11 protein-coding genes and 1 pseudogene are annotated in these 12,995 nt (G+C 65.1%); 5 read left to right on the top strand and 7 right to left on the bottom strand.

Going from position 1 to position 12,995, the window contains the following annotated elements; all coding sequences use genetic code 11:
- Positions 1 to 34: 34 nt before the first annotated feature.
- Together AYK61_RS09575 and AYK61_RS09570 are read left to right on the top strand one after the other, a co-directional pair.
- A complete protein-coding gene (locus tag AYK61_RS09575; protein ID WP_121872613.1) occupies positions 35 to 718 on the top strand; it encodes a DUF4166 domain-containing protein in 684 nt (227 codons plus the stop codon).
- 45 nt (positions 719 to 763) lie between these two features.
- The gene (locus AYK61_RS09570) at positions 764 to 1,762 is read left to right on the top strand and encodes an enoyl-CoA hydratase/isomerase family protein (protein ID WP_121870627.1); all 999 of its coding nucleotides are present in this window, start codon (positions 764 to 766) and stop codon (positions 1,760 to 1,762) included.
- 10 nt (positions 1,763 to 1,772) lie between these two features.
- Here the strand turns inward: AYK61_RS09570 and AYK61_RS09565 are convergent, their stop codons facing one another.
- The 3 genes from AYK61_RS09565 to AYK61_RS09555 form a co-directional block, all read right to left on the bottom strand.
- Entirely contained in the window at positions 1,773 to 2,432 is a 660-nt protein-coding gene (locus AYK61_RS09565; RefSeq protein ID WP_121872612.1) for a hypothetical protein, read from the bottom strand.
- Positions 2,433 to 2,579: 147 nt separating this feature from the next.
- Positions 2,580 to 3,233, bottom strand: coding sequence for a nicotinamide riboside transporter PnuC (gene pnuC / locus AYK61_RS09560; RefSeq protein WP_121872611.1), 654 nt, complete (start codon positions 3,231 to 3,233; stop codon positions 2,580 to 2,582).
- 7 nt (positions 3,234 to 3,240) lie between these two features.
- Positions 3,241 to 4,935 (bottom strand): peptide chain release factor 3, encoded by a 1,695-nt coding sequence (locus AYK61_RS09555; RefSeq protein ID WP_121870626.1) that lies wholly within the window; start codon positions 4,933 to 4,935, stop codon positions 3,241 to 3,243.
- A gap of 146 nt (positions 4,936 to 5,081) precedes the next feature.
- On the opposite strand from AYK61_RS09555, the gene AYK61_RS09550 reads away from it, so the two are divergent.
- On the top strand, positions 5,082 to 6,716 hold the full coding sequence (locus tag AYK61_RS09550; protein WP_121870625.1) for a fatty acyl-AMP ligase: 1,635 nt from the start codon (positions 5,082 to 5,084) through the stop codon (positions 6,714 to 6,716).
- A gap of 91 nt (positions 6,717 to 6,807) precedes the next feature.
- Here AYK61_RS09550 and pth read toward each other — a convergent pair whose 3' ends face one another.
- The 3 genes from pth to AYK61_RS09535 form a co-directional block, all read right to left on the bottom strand.
- Positions 6,808 to 7,395 (bottom strand): aminoacyl-tRNA hydrolase, encoded by a 588-nt coding sequence (pth, locus tag AYK61_RS09545; RefSeq protein ID WP_259467992.1) that lies wholly within the window; start codon positions 7,393 to 7,395, stop codon positions 6,808 to 6,810.
- A gap of 90 nt (positions 7,396 to 7,485) precedes the next feature.
- A complete protein-coding gene (locus tag AYK61_RS09540) occupies positions 7,486 to 8,148 on the bottom strand; it encodes a 50S ribosomal protein L25/general stress protein Ctc (RefSeq protein WP_121870623.1) in 663 nt (220 codons plus the stop codon).
- Between the two features lie 204 nt (positions 8,149 to 8,352).
- On the bottom strand, positions 8,353 to 8,934 hold the full coding sequence (locus tag AYK61_RS09535) for a TetR/AcrR family transcriptional regulator (protein ID WP_121870622.1): 582 nt from the start codon (positions 8,932 to 8,934) through the stop codon (positions 8,353 to 8,355).
- Between the two features lie 73 nt (positions 8,935 to 9,007).
- On the opposite strand from AYK61_RS09535, the pseudogene AYK61_RS09530 reads away from it, so the two are divergent.
- Together AYK61_RS09530 and AYK61_RS09525 are read left to right on the top strand one after the other, a co-directional pair.
- Positions 9,008 to 9,838: pseudogene (locus tag AYK61_RS09530) on the top strand (DMT family transporter); the annotation flags it as partial.
- A 54-nt stretch (positions 9,839 to 9,892) separates the two neighbouring features.
- Positions 9,893 to 11,623, top strand: a complete 1,731-nt coding sequence (locus AYK61_RS09525; RefSeq protein ID WP_183130116.1) for a transposase — start codon at positions 9,893 to 9,895, stop codon at positions 11,621 to 11,623.
- Positions 11,624 to 11,735: 112 nt separating this feature from the next.
- On the opposite strand, the gene AYK61_RS09520 is transcribed toward AYK61_RS09525, so the two are convergent.
- Positions 11,736 to 12,905 carry an aminotransferase class V-fold PLP-dependent enzyme gene (locus AYK61_RS09520; protein WP_121870621.1) on the bottom strand — a complete coding sequence of 390 codons (1,170 nt, stop codon included), beginning with the start codon at positions 12,903 to 12,905 and terminating at the stop codon, positions 11,736 to 11,738.
- Positions 12,906 to 12,995: the final 90 nt, after the last annotated feature.

Below are 12,995 nucleotides of genomic sequence, written 5' to 3'. Positions count from 1 at the left end.
TTTCGCTCACATGCGCGCAGCGCATACTGGAGTCATGACATCGGTCGTCGCGGAAGTACTCGGTTCGGATTTCGCCCGGCTGCATCCCAAGGTTCAGTGGCGCTTCGGATTGCAGTCCTCGGACAATCTCGCTCAGTTCGGGGTGGGCGTGATGGAGGAGATGACGCATTCTCGGCTCGTGCCGCCGCCGTTGCTGTGGGCTGGACGCAAGCGTGGTCTCTTTCCCGCCGGTGTCGGCAAGGACGTGCCGTTCACCATCGCCAACTACGCCTACGTCGACGAGCTGGGCCGCGAGACACTGTCTTTCGTGCGTCGCTTCGCTTTCGCGGGTCGCCCGCAGGGGATGAACTCGGTGATGGTGTCCTCCGCCGAGTCCGACACGTATGCCTTGGACTACCTGGGTTTCTCCTCGGACATGGTGGTGCACACCAGATGTGAGGTCGATGCCGATGGTGGCCTGGTGCTCGAGAGCGAGGTGCCGCGATTCCTGCTCGGCCCTCTTGCGCCGAAGTTGCCGAAGATGGCATCGGCGGTGACGATCGGCCGGGAGTGGTGGGATGCGGCCGAGGAACGGCATCGCATCGAGATCGAGGTGAAGAGCCCGGTGCTCGGACAGCTGTTTCTCTATCGCGGTTGGTTCACGGCGGAAGAGCGGCCCTGTCTCACCGCCGACATTCCCGGTGATGCGCGTCCGCGATCGGTCGAGTCTCGCGAATAGCGCTACTGTTACGCGTCGAACGATCTGCGTGTGAAGGAGTCAACAGTGGCCGTTGTCGAAGCCGAGATCGTGGGCGGCGTAGGGCATATCGTCCTGAACCGGCCGGAGGCTCTGAACTCGTTGAACGGTGCCATGATCGACGGCATCCGAGCCGCCCTCGATGCGTGGCGAGACGATGACGCGGTCACTTCTGTTCTGGTGACGAGCAGTTCACCTCGTGCGTTCTGCGCGGGCGGCGACATCAAGGCGATTCGGCAGGCCGTTGTCGACGGTGACCACGAGGCCGGTCCGGCGTATTTTGCGGCGGAGTACGACCTCGACGAGTTGATTGCCGGCTACCCCAAGCCGTACATCGCCGTCATCGAAGCAGCGGCTTTCGGCGGTGGCCTGGGTATCTCGATTCACGGCAGCATCCGCATCGTCACCGAGAACGCCGTGTTGGCCATGCCGGAGACGGCGATCGGTTTTGTGCCGGATGTGGGGTCGAGCTATTTTCTCTCGCGCCTGCCGGGCCATGTCGGACGGTATCTTGCGCTGACGGGAACTCGGATCACCGGATCCGATGCGCTCGCACTGGGATTGGCGACGCATTTCTGCCCGAGCGAGGTCGTGTCCGCTCTGAAGCAGGACATCCTCGCAGGCGTGGATCTGCACGAGGTATTGGATCGATACACCACTGCGCCGTCGACGACCGAGCTGTCGTTCGACGCGGAGGCGGTGGCAGCGGTGTTCGAGAGGAACTCACTCGTCGACATCATCGATGCTCTGGTGTGCGACACACCCTGGTCGCGGACCACGAAGACTCAGTTGGCGACGCTGTCGCCGACGTCCCTGATGGCCACAGACGCGCTGATCACGCGAGGGGCCGACAGCACGTTGCGTGAATGCCTCGATCGGGAGTTGCGGATGGCGACGTGGATCATCACCGAACCGGACTTCGCCGAGGGTGTTCGTGCTGTGTTGGTCGACAAGGACCGAGCGCCGCAATGGAAGCCTCTGGTACTCGAGATGGTGCGACCAGAGGCATTCCAGCAGCTGTTGTGACCGGAACGGGTCAGCGGTAGCCCTTGGCGGGGTTCTGCAGGTCCAGCACGATGGTCTGGCCGTTGGAGCGCACGTGGATCTCGGGGTTCTGCAGGCCACCGGAGACGAGGTATTCGCCGAGGAGCTGGAGCAGCTCGTCGGGGCCGACGGAGGTGTCGGGGGTGCGGATGTCGCCGGTGCGGCTGCCGAGCTCGTTCTGGGTCAAGCGGCCTGCGATGCGTACCGAGGCGACGCCCATGGCGGTGCGACGGTCGGGTCCCTGGCCGCGACCGAGCGACGGCGAGGCGCTGGAGCCGTGAGACGTGGAGCGGCCGTTGGTGGGCAGGCCGTGTTCTGAGATCTGATCGCTTGTAGTCACTTCAACCTCGTTCGATTCCGTGGCGGGCTTCTCTGGACGACGTCGATCCGCGCGGGGGGTCGTTGAATCGGTGGCGGACGACGTTGCTGGTGCAGGCGTTGTTGCGGACGCCTTCTCGGTGGACGTGACCACTGCCTCCGACTTCTCGGTGGTAGGGGCCTCGACCGCGTTCTCGGCGGGCGCAGCCGCCGAAGAATCGGTGCGGCCACCGGCGGGTGAAGCGGAATCGGACTTCGGCGGCGTCGCCAAACGATGCGCGGGAGCGCCACCGACCTTGATCCCGGCCAATGGGTAGTTCGATCCCTTAGTCATGTCGTTTTCCACTTCATCGTGATTCCCAGGTGGTTCCGCGCCGAGATGTCACGATCGGGCATCGATCAGGACGGGCTACTCGGCGTCGAGCACGCAGAAACGTACTCGAAGTTTGTTCGGACACGCTGAGAGTAGCATCACGATTGTTTACGACGCCATTTTTTGACCGAAGTTCTTGTTCTGCACTCTGAACCACACGGCAAATCCCCAGGCCACGAACGCGGCGTACACGAGGTAGAGAACCGCGGACGGATAGAACCCGGCGACGATCAGCAGCGGAACGCCCACGATGTCCACCGCTATCCAGATCAGCCAGAACTCGGTGAGTCCACGCGCCATTCCGAAGGTCGCCAGCATGGATCCGGTGAAGATCCACGCGTCGGCCCACTTGCCGAACGAGCCGAGGTAGCCGAACAGTTGCGCGAACACCATGGTGCCGACAACCGCGACGACGATCATCGCCGTCCGCTCCCGGGCTGTGCCCCACCGCGGTAGAACCGCTGCCCCCGACCGCTTCGAATCCCGCATCCAGCGGATCAACCCGTAGACGCTCACGGCGATGAACATCAGCTGTCGCCCGGCCTGGCCGTACAGATCGAGCGCCTGCGGAGTGTGGAACACGCCGCCGAGAACGACAGTGAACAGCAGCGCATTTCCGATGATGCCCACCGGCCACGCCCACACGACGCGTCGCATCCCGCCGATCGCCGAGAGCAAGCCGAACCCGTTGCCGACCACCTCACGCCACAGAATCGGGTGCCCCAGCACGGAGAATTCGGCGTCGAGCAGATCGATCAGCACACCGGTGCTACTGATCACCCGCGGCGACGAGTGGTTCGAGGGTCAGCTCGGGCATTTCCTTCTGGATGTACTGCAGACGCCACTTGTCGCTCACCAGTGCCAGCAGCGCACCGTCGGTGCGGGTGAAGACCTCGACACCGCGTTGGCGACCCAACTCGACGGCCGAGGCCGCGTCGGTGCGTCGGGCAAGGGAGTATCCGAGTGGTTCCATTCGAGCGTCGACACCGAACTCGGTCTTCATTCGTGCGGTGACCACCTCGAACTGCATGGGTCCGACGGCGGCGAGGACGGGGGACGCGTCGCCGCGAATGTCGTTGCGCAGCACCTGAACAACGCCCTCGGAGTCGAGTTGCTCGACGGCGCGGCGGAACTTCTTGTACTTGTCGGCGCTGTCGACGCGCAGGGCCGAGAAGTGCTCGGGTGCGAACGACGGAATGGGCGGGAACTCGACCTTCTTGTCGGTGTAGAGCGTGTGCCCCGGGGCGAGTGCGGTCGCGTTGACGAGGCCGACGATGTCGCCCGGGTAGGCGTTCTCGACGGTCGTACGGTCGCGACCGAACACCGTCAACGCGTACTTGGTGGTGAACGGCTTCTTGGTTTGCGAGTGGGTGACGACCATGCCGCGCTCGAACACGCCGGAGACCACGCGCATGAATGCCAGTCGGTCGCGGTGCGCGGTGTCCATGCCGGCCTGCACCTTGAACACGACGGCGCTGAACGGGTCGGTGACCTCGCGTACGCCGCCGGAGACGTCGTCGCGCGGGCCGGGGGGCGGCGCGAGGGCCACGAGGGTGTCGAGAATCTGCCGGACGCCGAAGTTGAGCATCGCGGAGCCGAAGATCACCGGCGACGTCTGACCGGCCAGGAACATCTCCTGATCGTGCTGCTGACCGCTCGAGATCAGCAGATCGCTCTCCTCGACGGCGGTGTCCCAGTCGACGCCCTCACGTTCGGCCGCGGCCTCGGCCGTCAAGAATTCCTCGGGCGCGATGGTCGCACCACCGGCGGTACGGGTGAAACGGATGTAGCTGCCGTCCTGGACGTCGAGCAGGCCGCGGAAGTCACCGGCGATCCCGACGGGCCAGTAGAGAGGCGTTGGCGTCAGGCCGATCCGCGACTCGATCTCGTCGAGCAGCTCGAGCGGTGACTGGCCCGGGCGGTCCCACTTGTTGATCACGGTTATGACAGGGATGCCGAACTGGCGGCACACCTGGAAGAGCTTGAGGGTCTGCGGTTCGAGGCCCTTGGCGGCGTCGATCAGCATCACGGCCGCGTCGACGGCGGTGAGCACGCGATAGGTGTCCTCGGAGAAGTCGGCGTGGCCGGGGGTGTCGACGAGGTTGATGACGTTGGTGATCTCGGCGTCGGGGGAGGTCTGGTAATTGAACTGCAGCGCAGTCGAACTCACCGAGATACCGCGGGCCTTCTCCATCTCCATCCAGTCGGAGACGGTGGAGCGGCGGCCGGCTTTGCCGTGAATGGCACCGGCCTCGGAGATCACACGTGCATGCAGGGCGAGGGCCTCGGTGAGCGTCGACTTACCGGCGTCGGGGTGCGAGATCACCGCGAATGTTCGACGCCTCGCGACCTCGGTCTCGAGCTCTTTGGCCTGGCTTCGGGTGGTTCCGGACTCGTCGAGCGCTGCCGGTCCGGACCCTTCGAGCGTTGCGTCGACGTCGGGGGTGCTGGACGGGGTACTCACGAAGACCTCATTCTCGTAGCAAGGGCGGCACCGAAAGAGTGGCCGGGGCAAAATTCAAGGATACGCGGCCCGTTGTTCCCCCCGGTCGGGGCGGGAGTGCCTACTGTGAACGGTGGGCCGGGAGATCCCTCACGAGGAGACGTGCGTTGAGCAAGTTCACCGAAGAGATGTTCGAGACCGCGAGCACCAGCAAGCACGGTCTGGTCACCGGCGAGCCCGACGAGGCGCTTCGGCAGTCCTGGGGTGAGATCCACGAGCAGGCGCGGCGAATGGCCGGGGCTCTGGCCGACGCAGGCGTCGAACACGGGGACGCGATCGGGATCCTGGCCGGTCAGCCGGTGGACATCGCGCCCGCGTGCCAGGCGACGTGGATGCGCGGGGGATCGGTGACGATGCTGCATCAGCCGACTCCGCGAACCGACCTCGCCGTATGGGGTGAGGACACCGAGACCGTCGTGCGGATGATCGAGGCGAAGGCCGTGATTCTCGGGGCTCCGTTCGACATCGCCGCGCCCGTGCTCGAGGAGCGCGGCATCACAGTGTTGAAGATCGAGGACATGAAGACCGGTCGCGATATCGATCCGGTGCCGACGGCCGAGTCCGATATCGCGCTGCAGCAACTCACGTCCGGCTCGACCGGTTCGCCGAAGGCCGTGCGGATCACGCACGAGAACTTCTACGTCAATGCCTACGCGATGATCGACCGCATCGAATTCGATGTCGATTCCGATGTGATGGTCAGTTGGCTGCCACTGTTCCACGACATGGGGATGGTGGGCTTTCTGTCGGTGCCGATGCAGGTCGGTGCCGAGGTCGTCAGCATCACTCCACTGGACTTTCTGCGCTCGCCGCTGTTGTGGGCCAAGCTGATTCACAAGTACCGCGGAACCGTCACCGCAGCACCCAACTTCGCGTACTCGCTGCTGGCGCGGCGGTTGCGTCAGGCCGAGGACGATCTGGATCTCGATCTGTCGACTCTGCGCTACGCCTGGAACGGAGCCGAGCCGGTCGATCCGGACACCATGATCGCGCTCGCCGAGGCCGGGGCCCAGTACAAGCTGAACCCGCTGGCTCTGGCTCCGGTCTACGGAATGGCGGAAACGACTCTCGCAGTGTCGATTCCGGATCCCGATCAGGGGCAGGTGATCGACGTGGTCGACGCGGACCTGCTCGAGACCCTCGGTCGCGCCGTCCCGTCCACGCGCGGCAACACCCGATCGCTGGCGACGCTCGGCAAGTTCGTCCCCGGGTTGGAGGGACGGGTCGTCGACAAGGAGGGGCAGGTGCTCACCGCACGCGGCGTCGGCATCATCGAGGTGCGAGGCAAGGCGGTCACGCCCGGATACATCACCGTCGAGGGCCCGGTGTCGACGCTCGACGCGGACGGCTGGCTCGATACCGGCGACGTCGGCTACATCACCGAGGACGAACTGGTAGTCGTCTGCGGACGTATCAAGGACGTCATCATCATGGGCGGACGCAACATCTATCCCACCGACATAGAACGGGCAGCGGGCACTGTTGCAGGTGTGCGGCCGGGCAATGCCGTCGCCATTCGGCTCGATGCCGGCGACAAACGCGAAAGTTTCGCAGTGGCAGTGGAAACCAACGACATCGACAAGCCGGACGAGGTCAAGCGCATCGAACGTGAAGTGATCCACGCGGTGCACTCGGAGGTGGGTGTGCGGCCGCGAACCGTTGCGGTGCTCGGGCCGGGCAGTATTCCGAAGACGTCGAGCGGCAAACTGCGACGGGCGAATTCGGCGTCGCTGCTGAACTGAAACTGGGGGAGACCTCACACCCTTTGTGCGGGGTGCGCGTGTGCGCTCGGAGGCGAGAAGGGGCGCGCGCCTCGTACTGGGGACGCTCGGTTCAGCGCGGGTGCACCCTGTTCTGTGCTGCTTCGAGGCCGGCCGACAGCAGGAGCTCCGCAGCGTCGGCGGCTTCCTCGACGACAACGCCGAGATCCTTGCGTTCGGCTGGGGAGAACGGCTTGAGCACGAACGACGCCGGATCCATCCGCCCAGGTGGCCGCCCGACCCCGACGCGCACCCGCAGGTAGTCCTTGGTGCTCAGGTGCTGCGAGATCGAGCGGAGGCCGTTGTGGCCGCCTTCGCCGCCGCCGAGTTTGAGTCGCAGAGCACCGAAATCGATGTCCAGCTCGTCGTGCACCACCACGACGTTCGCAGGCTCGATCGAGAAGAAACGCGCCAACGCAGCCACCGGTTGGCCCGAGAGATTCATGAAGGTGCGCGGCTTGGCGATGACCACCGAGCGAGAGCCGAGACGGGCTTGCACGATGTCGGAGTTGGACTTCTTGTGCGACGAGAACGCCGAGCCGATGCGTCCGGCAAGGGCGTCGGCCACCATGAATCCCACGTTGTGACGGGTCTTTTCGTACTGCGGGCCAGGATTGCCGAGGCCGACGATCAGGGCCGGCGCTGCGGGGTCAACACTCACGGTCGTCATTGTCTCATCACGCCTTCGAAACGAACGACGCGCTGCTCCCGGTGTGGGAACAGCGCGTTGTTCGTGGTCGGTGGAGCGAGATCAGCTGTCGCTGTCCTTGCTCTCGTCCTCGGACGCTGCCTCTTCCTGAGTCTCGGCTTCGCCTTCCTCGGAGACCGGCTCGGTGCCTTCGCCTTCGGCCTCGAGCTCTTCCTCGGACGGAGCCTCGGTGACGTTGACGAGCAGCTGCTCGGGGTCGGAGGTCAAGGTGACACCGTCAGGCAGCTGGACATCGCTCGCGTAGAACTGCGTGTCGATCTGGGCGTCCTCGACGGAGATGACGAAGTTCTCCGGGATCTCGAGAGCATCGGCCTCGATCTCGATGTACGTCGAGTCGGTGACGACCAGGGTGCCCGGAGCGGCATCGCCTTCGACGATGATGTTGACCTCGACGGTGACGCGCTCGCCCTTGTTCAGGACGAGGAGGTCGGCGTGCTCGATGCTGCGACGGATCGGGTGCACGACGATCGACTTGGTCAGTGCCAGCTGCGACGCGCCGTCGATGTCGAGGGTCAGCACGGCGTTGGTGCCATCGTTACGCAGCACGGCTGCGAACGCGCGAGCGTCGAGCGCGAGGTGCTGAGGGTCGGTGCCGTGTCCGTAGAGAACCGCCGGAACCAGGCCGTCACGGCGGGTGCGGCGAGCTGCGCCCTTGCCGAATTCGGTGCGGACCTGCGCGGTGAGATTGTTTACCTTCGATGCCATGGTGCTGAATGCTCCTGATAAAAGTGGTTCGTGCGGCGTACTTCGTCGGGCGGTCAAGCTCGTCGGGGCGGACACGAACGAGCGCGGCCAACGGGGCCGAGCCGCGTCGATAACGGTGGATCCTGAGAATCTGGATCCACCCTCGCCGAGACAACCTGGGAAACAATACACGACCACGTCATGTGCGCGGAAGTTCGACCCCTGCTACGAACTTGCACGCACGGCGAGCGCAGTGAGCAACTCGGCGGCAACGCTCCTGGCCACCGATACCGCATCGTCCCTCGCGCCTGCCGTGCCCATCACCACCGCGCCCTCGTGCAGCAGCGACAACCGGGTTCCCAGCTGTTCGGCGTCGGGGTATCCGGCTTCGGTGACCAGTCGGGCGAACAACGATCTCGTCCAGTTCTTCTCGGACTCGATGATCGCGAGTACCGGGCTGTCGGTGCCACCGAACTCTGCGAAGGCATTGACGAATCCGCACCCGCGGTGGTTGTCGCGCATCCAAGCGTCGAGGGCGTCGTACACCCCGAGGACGCGTGCGTCGCCGGGTTCGAGGGATTCGACGTACTGCGTCACGTGATCGCACCACAGGCCGTATCGGCGGGCAAGGTACCGCTGCACCAGGCCGTCTTTGGAGCCGAATCGGTCGTACAGAGTCTTCTTCGTGGTGCCGGCTTCCTCCGCGATGAGGTCGACCCCGACGGCTCGGATGCCGCGGGCGTAGAACAGTTCGCTGGCGACGGTCAGGATGCGTTCTCCGGCGGGGGTGAGCGGCTTGTCGAGCATGGTTGCCTTCCGAAAGCGCTGGTGAGAAGCAGGTGCACTGCGAGTATACAGACCTGTATGTTTACATCGCTGCATGAAAGCAAATGTCGACGCCATCGCAGGTACAGCGCTGGTGGTGCTGTGGAGTTCGGGATTCATCGGAGCCGAACTCGGAACCGCCGAAGCCCCTGCCCACACGCTTCTGGCCTGGCGCTACCTCGCTGCCGTGGCGCTGCTGATCGCGTGGTGCCGGTATCGGAAGCTGACCCCCACCTGGCATGCCCTCCGAATCCACGCAGTCCTCGGCCTGTTCTGTCAGTTCCTCTACCTCGGCGCCACCATCACCGGCATCGGGATGGGCGTGCCACCCGGTGTCGCCGCGTTGATCGCCGCACTGCAGCCGCTGGTGGTCGCGATGGCGTCGAGCAGGATCTTCGGTGAACGCGTCGGAGGGCGGCAGACCCTGGGACTGGTCGTCGGGATTGCGGGTGTCTCGCTGGTGGTGGTCGGAGACCTGTCCGGTGCCGATCTCGCCTGGCCGGTCTACCTGTTACCGGCCGCGGGGATGCTGGCACTGTCGATGGGCACGATCGGTCAACGCATGCTGGCACCGAAGGAGCCGATCGCCCTGGCGATGGCAATCCAATGTTCCATCAGCGCAGCCGGATTCATGACGTGGAGTGCGCTGGCCGGAGACGCCGCACCACCCATGACGACGGGATTCTGGGCGGCCGTGGCCTGGACTGTCGTGCTCTCCACCTTCGGGGCGTACGGCGCGTACCTGTTCGTGGTGCGTCGCAACGGTCCCACGCGCGCCAGCGTGCTGCTCTACCTCACACCGCCGACGACGATGCTGTGGGCATTCGTGATGTTCGGCGACGAGATCACCTGGCTCGGACTCGGCGGGCTGCTGGTCTCGGCGATTGGGGTCGCTGCCTATGTGAGTGGAACTTCGACCCCTGCGGGCTGTTTCAATTTGATGGTGGGGCGTCTCGAGTGTCGAGGCGCCCCATCGTTGTGGGTGGGCGAGAATGTGGTGGTGGCGAAGGGGTATCGACCGGTCGATCGTGATCAACAGTTTCTGATTCCACCGGACATGCGCGAGTGGTTACCGGCGGAGCATCCGGTGTGGACGCTCATCGACATCGTCGATACTCATCTCGACACCTCGGCGTTTCATACCGGGCGTCGACTCGGTGGTGTCGGGCGCGCCGGATACGACCCGGACATGTTGCTCACGTTGCTGATCTGGTCCTGGTCGCAGGGCCAACGATCCTCACGCCGGATCGAGTCCGCGTGCGCCGACGTGGTGTCCTACCGGGTGATCTGCGCTGGTGACATCCCCGATCATGTGACGATCTCTCGGTTCCGTAAAGACAACCACGCGGCCTGCGCGGCTTTGTTCGCGCAGGTGCTGATCCTGGCCGCGCGGGTGGGATTGGGGTCGTTGGGAACCATCGCCCTCGACGGAGTCAAGATCGCCTCGAACGCGTCGCTGTCGGCGAATCGCAGCGAATCCGGGTTGCGTGCGGCGGCCGAGGCCGAGGCTGCGAAGATCGCCGCCGCGGCGGCCGCAGCGCACGCCGCGGGCGATGACGCCGACGACGAGCTCTACGGCCCGGACGATCCGGGCCCCGGCCACGTCCCGAAAGACCTGGCCGACCCGAAGTCTCGGTCGGCGCGGATCGCCGAAGCACTGGCCCAGATCGAGGCCGAGAAGGCAGCGGCGCGAGCAGCCGAGCAGGCCGCGGCGAAGGGCCATCTCGAGCGGATGGAGGCGGGCGCAAAGATCATCGGTCAGTCTCCGGTCGGTGCTGCGGTCGACGCAGCGGAGATCCGGTTGCAGCGTGCACGGCAGGTCAGGGTGCAGATGAGCGCTGACTACGAGGCCAAAGTTGCGGCACTGGGTGCTCGTGGGGCGAAGCCGAAAGGAACTGCTCCGGTGCCGGTGGAGTCTCATTACACGGTGGTGCGGGCGCGGGCGGCGTTGGCGAAAGCTCGAGCCCGCCGACGTGACCGGGAGAACAGTGCGCCGGTGATCTGCCGCAACATCACCGATCCGCAGTCGCGAGTGCAGCCGATCCGTGGTGGCGGATGGGTGCAGGGTTACAACTGTCAAGCATTCACCACCGAGGACGGGATCATCATCGCGACCGGTGTCGGGATCAACCCCAACGACTCCGGTTACTACCCGGACATGGTCGCGAAGGCCATCGCTGCCGCCGACACGATCGTCGCGACGAAAACTGCCACAGATTCACCGCCGGTCACCGACACGGTCTGCGGATCCGATGCCGGTGCCGGTGAGGCTGCGATCGGGATCATGCTTTTCGATGCCGGGTACTGCTCGAACGCCAATCTCGATGCACCCGGCCCGGACAGGTTGATCGCCACCGGCACCACCCGTGATCTCGAAGCCGCTGCCCACGCCGCCGCGGCGAGCAACACCGAAGATGCACCGGTGCAACAGAGTTCGCTCGATAAGATGCGGGAGAGGTTGGCGACACCGGACGGGATCGCGACCTACCGCACACGCTCGCATATCGCCGAGACACCGTTCGGGCATGCCAAACACAATCTCGGATTTCGTCGCTTCACAGGTCGAGGACTCGACCGAGCGGCCAGTGAATGGTCATTTCACGCAGCGGTTCACAACATCGGCAAAATCCTCACCCGCCTCGCGGCCGCCCCCACAACGGCACCGGCCTGAACAGTGAGTGACCGGGCCCTACCGGGCCCGGCCACACCGACCGACCTCACACAGCCGATCAGTTCACCCGCTCACTCGCGCCAAAACGCAACGGCCCGCCTGCTACGAACTTTCACTCACGTGCGAGCGCAGCGAGCATTGTGTCCAGTTCCGCGGACGTGACGAAATAGTGCGGAGACGCACGGACGACGGCGTCGAGTCCCCGGCCCGTCATGTCCAACCGCGTCGAGCTGCGGTGGCTGACGGTCACCGTCACCGAGCTGTCGGCGAGTCGGTCACGCACGGCCACGGGATCTTCACCGTCGACGGTAAAGGACACGATGCCACTCCTGCGATCGCCGAGGTCCTGCACTGTCGCCCCCGAGATTTCTCCGAGCCCGGCCCGCAGGTATTCGGCGCGTTCGACAACGGCTTCTTCGACGTGGTCGATGCCGAGCTCGAGGAGATAGTCGACGGCCGCACCGAGCGCGAGCCTGGCCGCGACGTCGCATTCCCAGAACTCGAATCGTGTGGCATCGTCGGCCATTCGATACGTTTCTCGGTCGACCCATTGGGCGCTGTGCAGGTCCAGGGCCGGCGGATGCAGCGTCGACGCCAATCCGGGACGCACGTAGAGGAAGCCGGTTCCGCGGGGTCCGCGCAGCCATTTGCGGCCGGTGGCCGAGAGGGCATCGACTCCCAGTTCCTCGACGTCGACGCGCAGTTGCCCGATGGATTGGCAGGCGTCGAGCAGGACCAGTGCGCCGTGGCGGTGTGCGAGATCGGCGACGGCGCGGGCGGGATTGATCAGACCGCCGTTGGTGGGGGCGTGTACCACCGAGACCAGTTTCACCCGCTCGTCGAGCATCGATTCCAGTGCGTCCGGGTCGATGCGTCCCGACTCGTCGCTGGGCACGATCTCGACGGTCGCGCCGGTGACCTCGGCGCGGTGGAGGGCGGAGATGGCATTGCTGGCGTATTCGGCCTCGCACAGCAGGATTCGATCACCAGGGGAGAGTGGCACGGAGTAGAAGAAGTCGGTCCAGGCTCGTGTCGCAGAATCGCTCAGTGCGATGGTCGACGCCTGCGCTCCGATCAAGGTTCCGATCGAGGTCTTGACCGCGGCGAGGTCATCGAGTCGTTCGTTCGCGGCCCGGTAGCCGCCGATTTCTGCTTCCCGGCGCAGGTGCGCGATCGCGGTGTCGAGGACGACGGTCGGCGGCAACGAGGATCCGGCGCTGTCGAGAAACACGCGGCCCGACGCACCGGGGGTGTCGCGTCGAATGCGGTCGTGATCGAGCATCGGTCGTCCTTTCGGTAGCGAAGTCTCGGGCACCAGAGTTCCACAATCGGTAGCCTCGACAAGGCGAGGGATCGCGGCGTTTTCGATCCT

Origin of the sequence: Rhodococcus sp. SBT000017 (assembly GCF_003688915.1) — a bacterium.
Lineage (GTDB): Bacteria > Actinomycetota > Actinomycetes > Mycobacteriales > Mycobacteriaceae > Rhodococcoides.
Note: the sequence above shows the minus strand (reverse complement) of the source record. Positions and strands in the feature narration are given on the sequence as shown.

Bases quoted from the DNA above. Each gene is read 5' to 3' on its own strand.
- AYK61_RS09575 (WP_121872613.1), top strand. From the start codon at position 35: ATGACATCGGTCGTCGCGGAAGTACTCGGTTCGGATTTCGCCCGGCTG.
- AYK61_RS09565 (WP_121872612.1), bottom strand. From the start codon at position 2,432: ATGACTAAGGGATCGAACTACCCATTGGCCGGGATCAAGGTCGGTGGC.
- AYK61_RS09540 (WP_121870623.1), bottom strand. From the start codon at position 8,148: ATGGCATCGAAGGTAAACAATCTCACCGCGCAGGTCCGCACCGAATTC.
- AYK61_RS09535 (WP_121870622.1), bottom strand. From the start codon at position 8,934: ATGCTCGACAAGCCGCTCACCCCCGCCGGAGAACGCATCCTGACCGTC.
- AYK61_RS09525 (WP_183130116.1), top strand. From the start codon at position 9,893: ATGGTGGGGCGTCTCGAGTGTCGAGGCGCCCCATCGTTGTGGGTGGGC.
- AYK61_RS09520 (WP_121870621.1), bottom strand. From the start codon at position 12,905: ATGCTCGATCACGACCGCATTCGACGCGACACCCCCGGTGCGTCGGGC.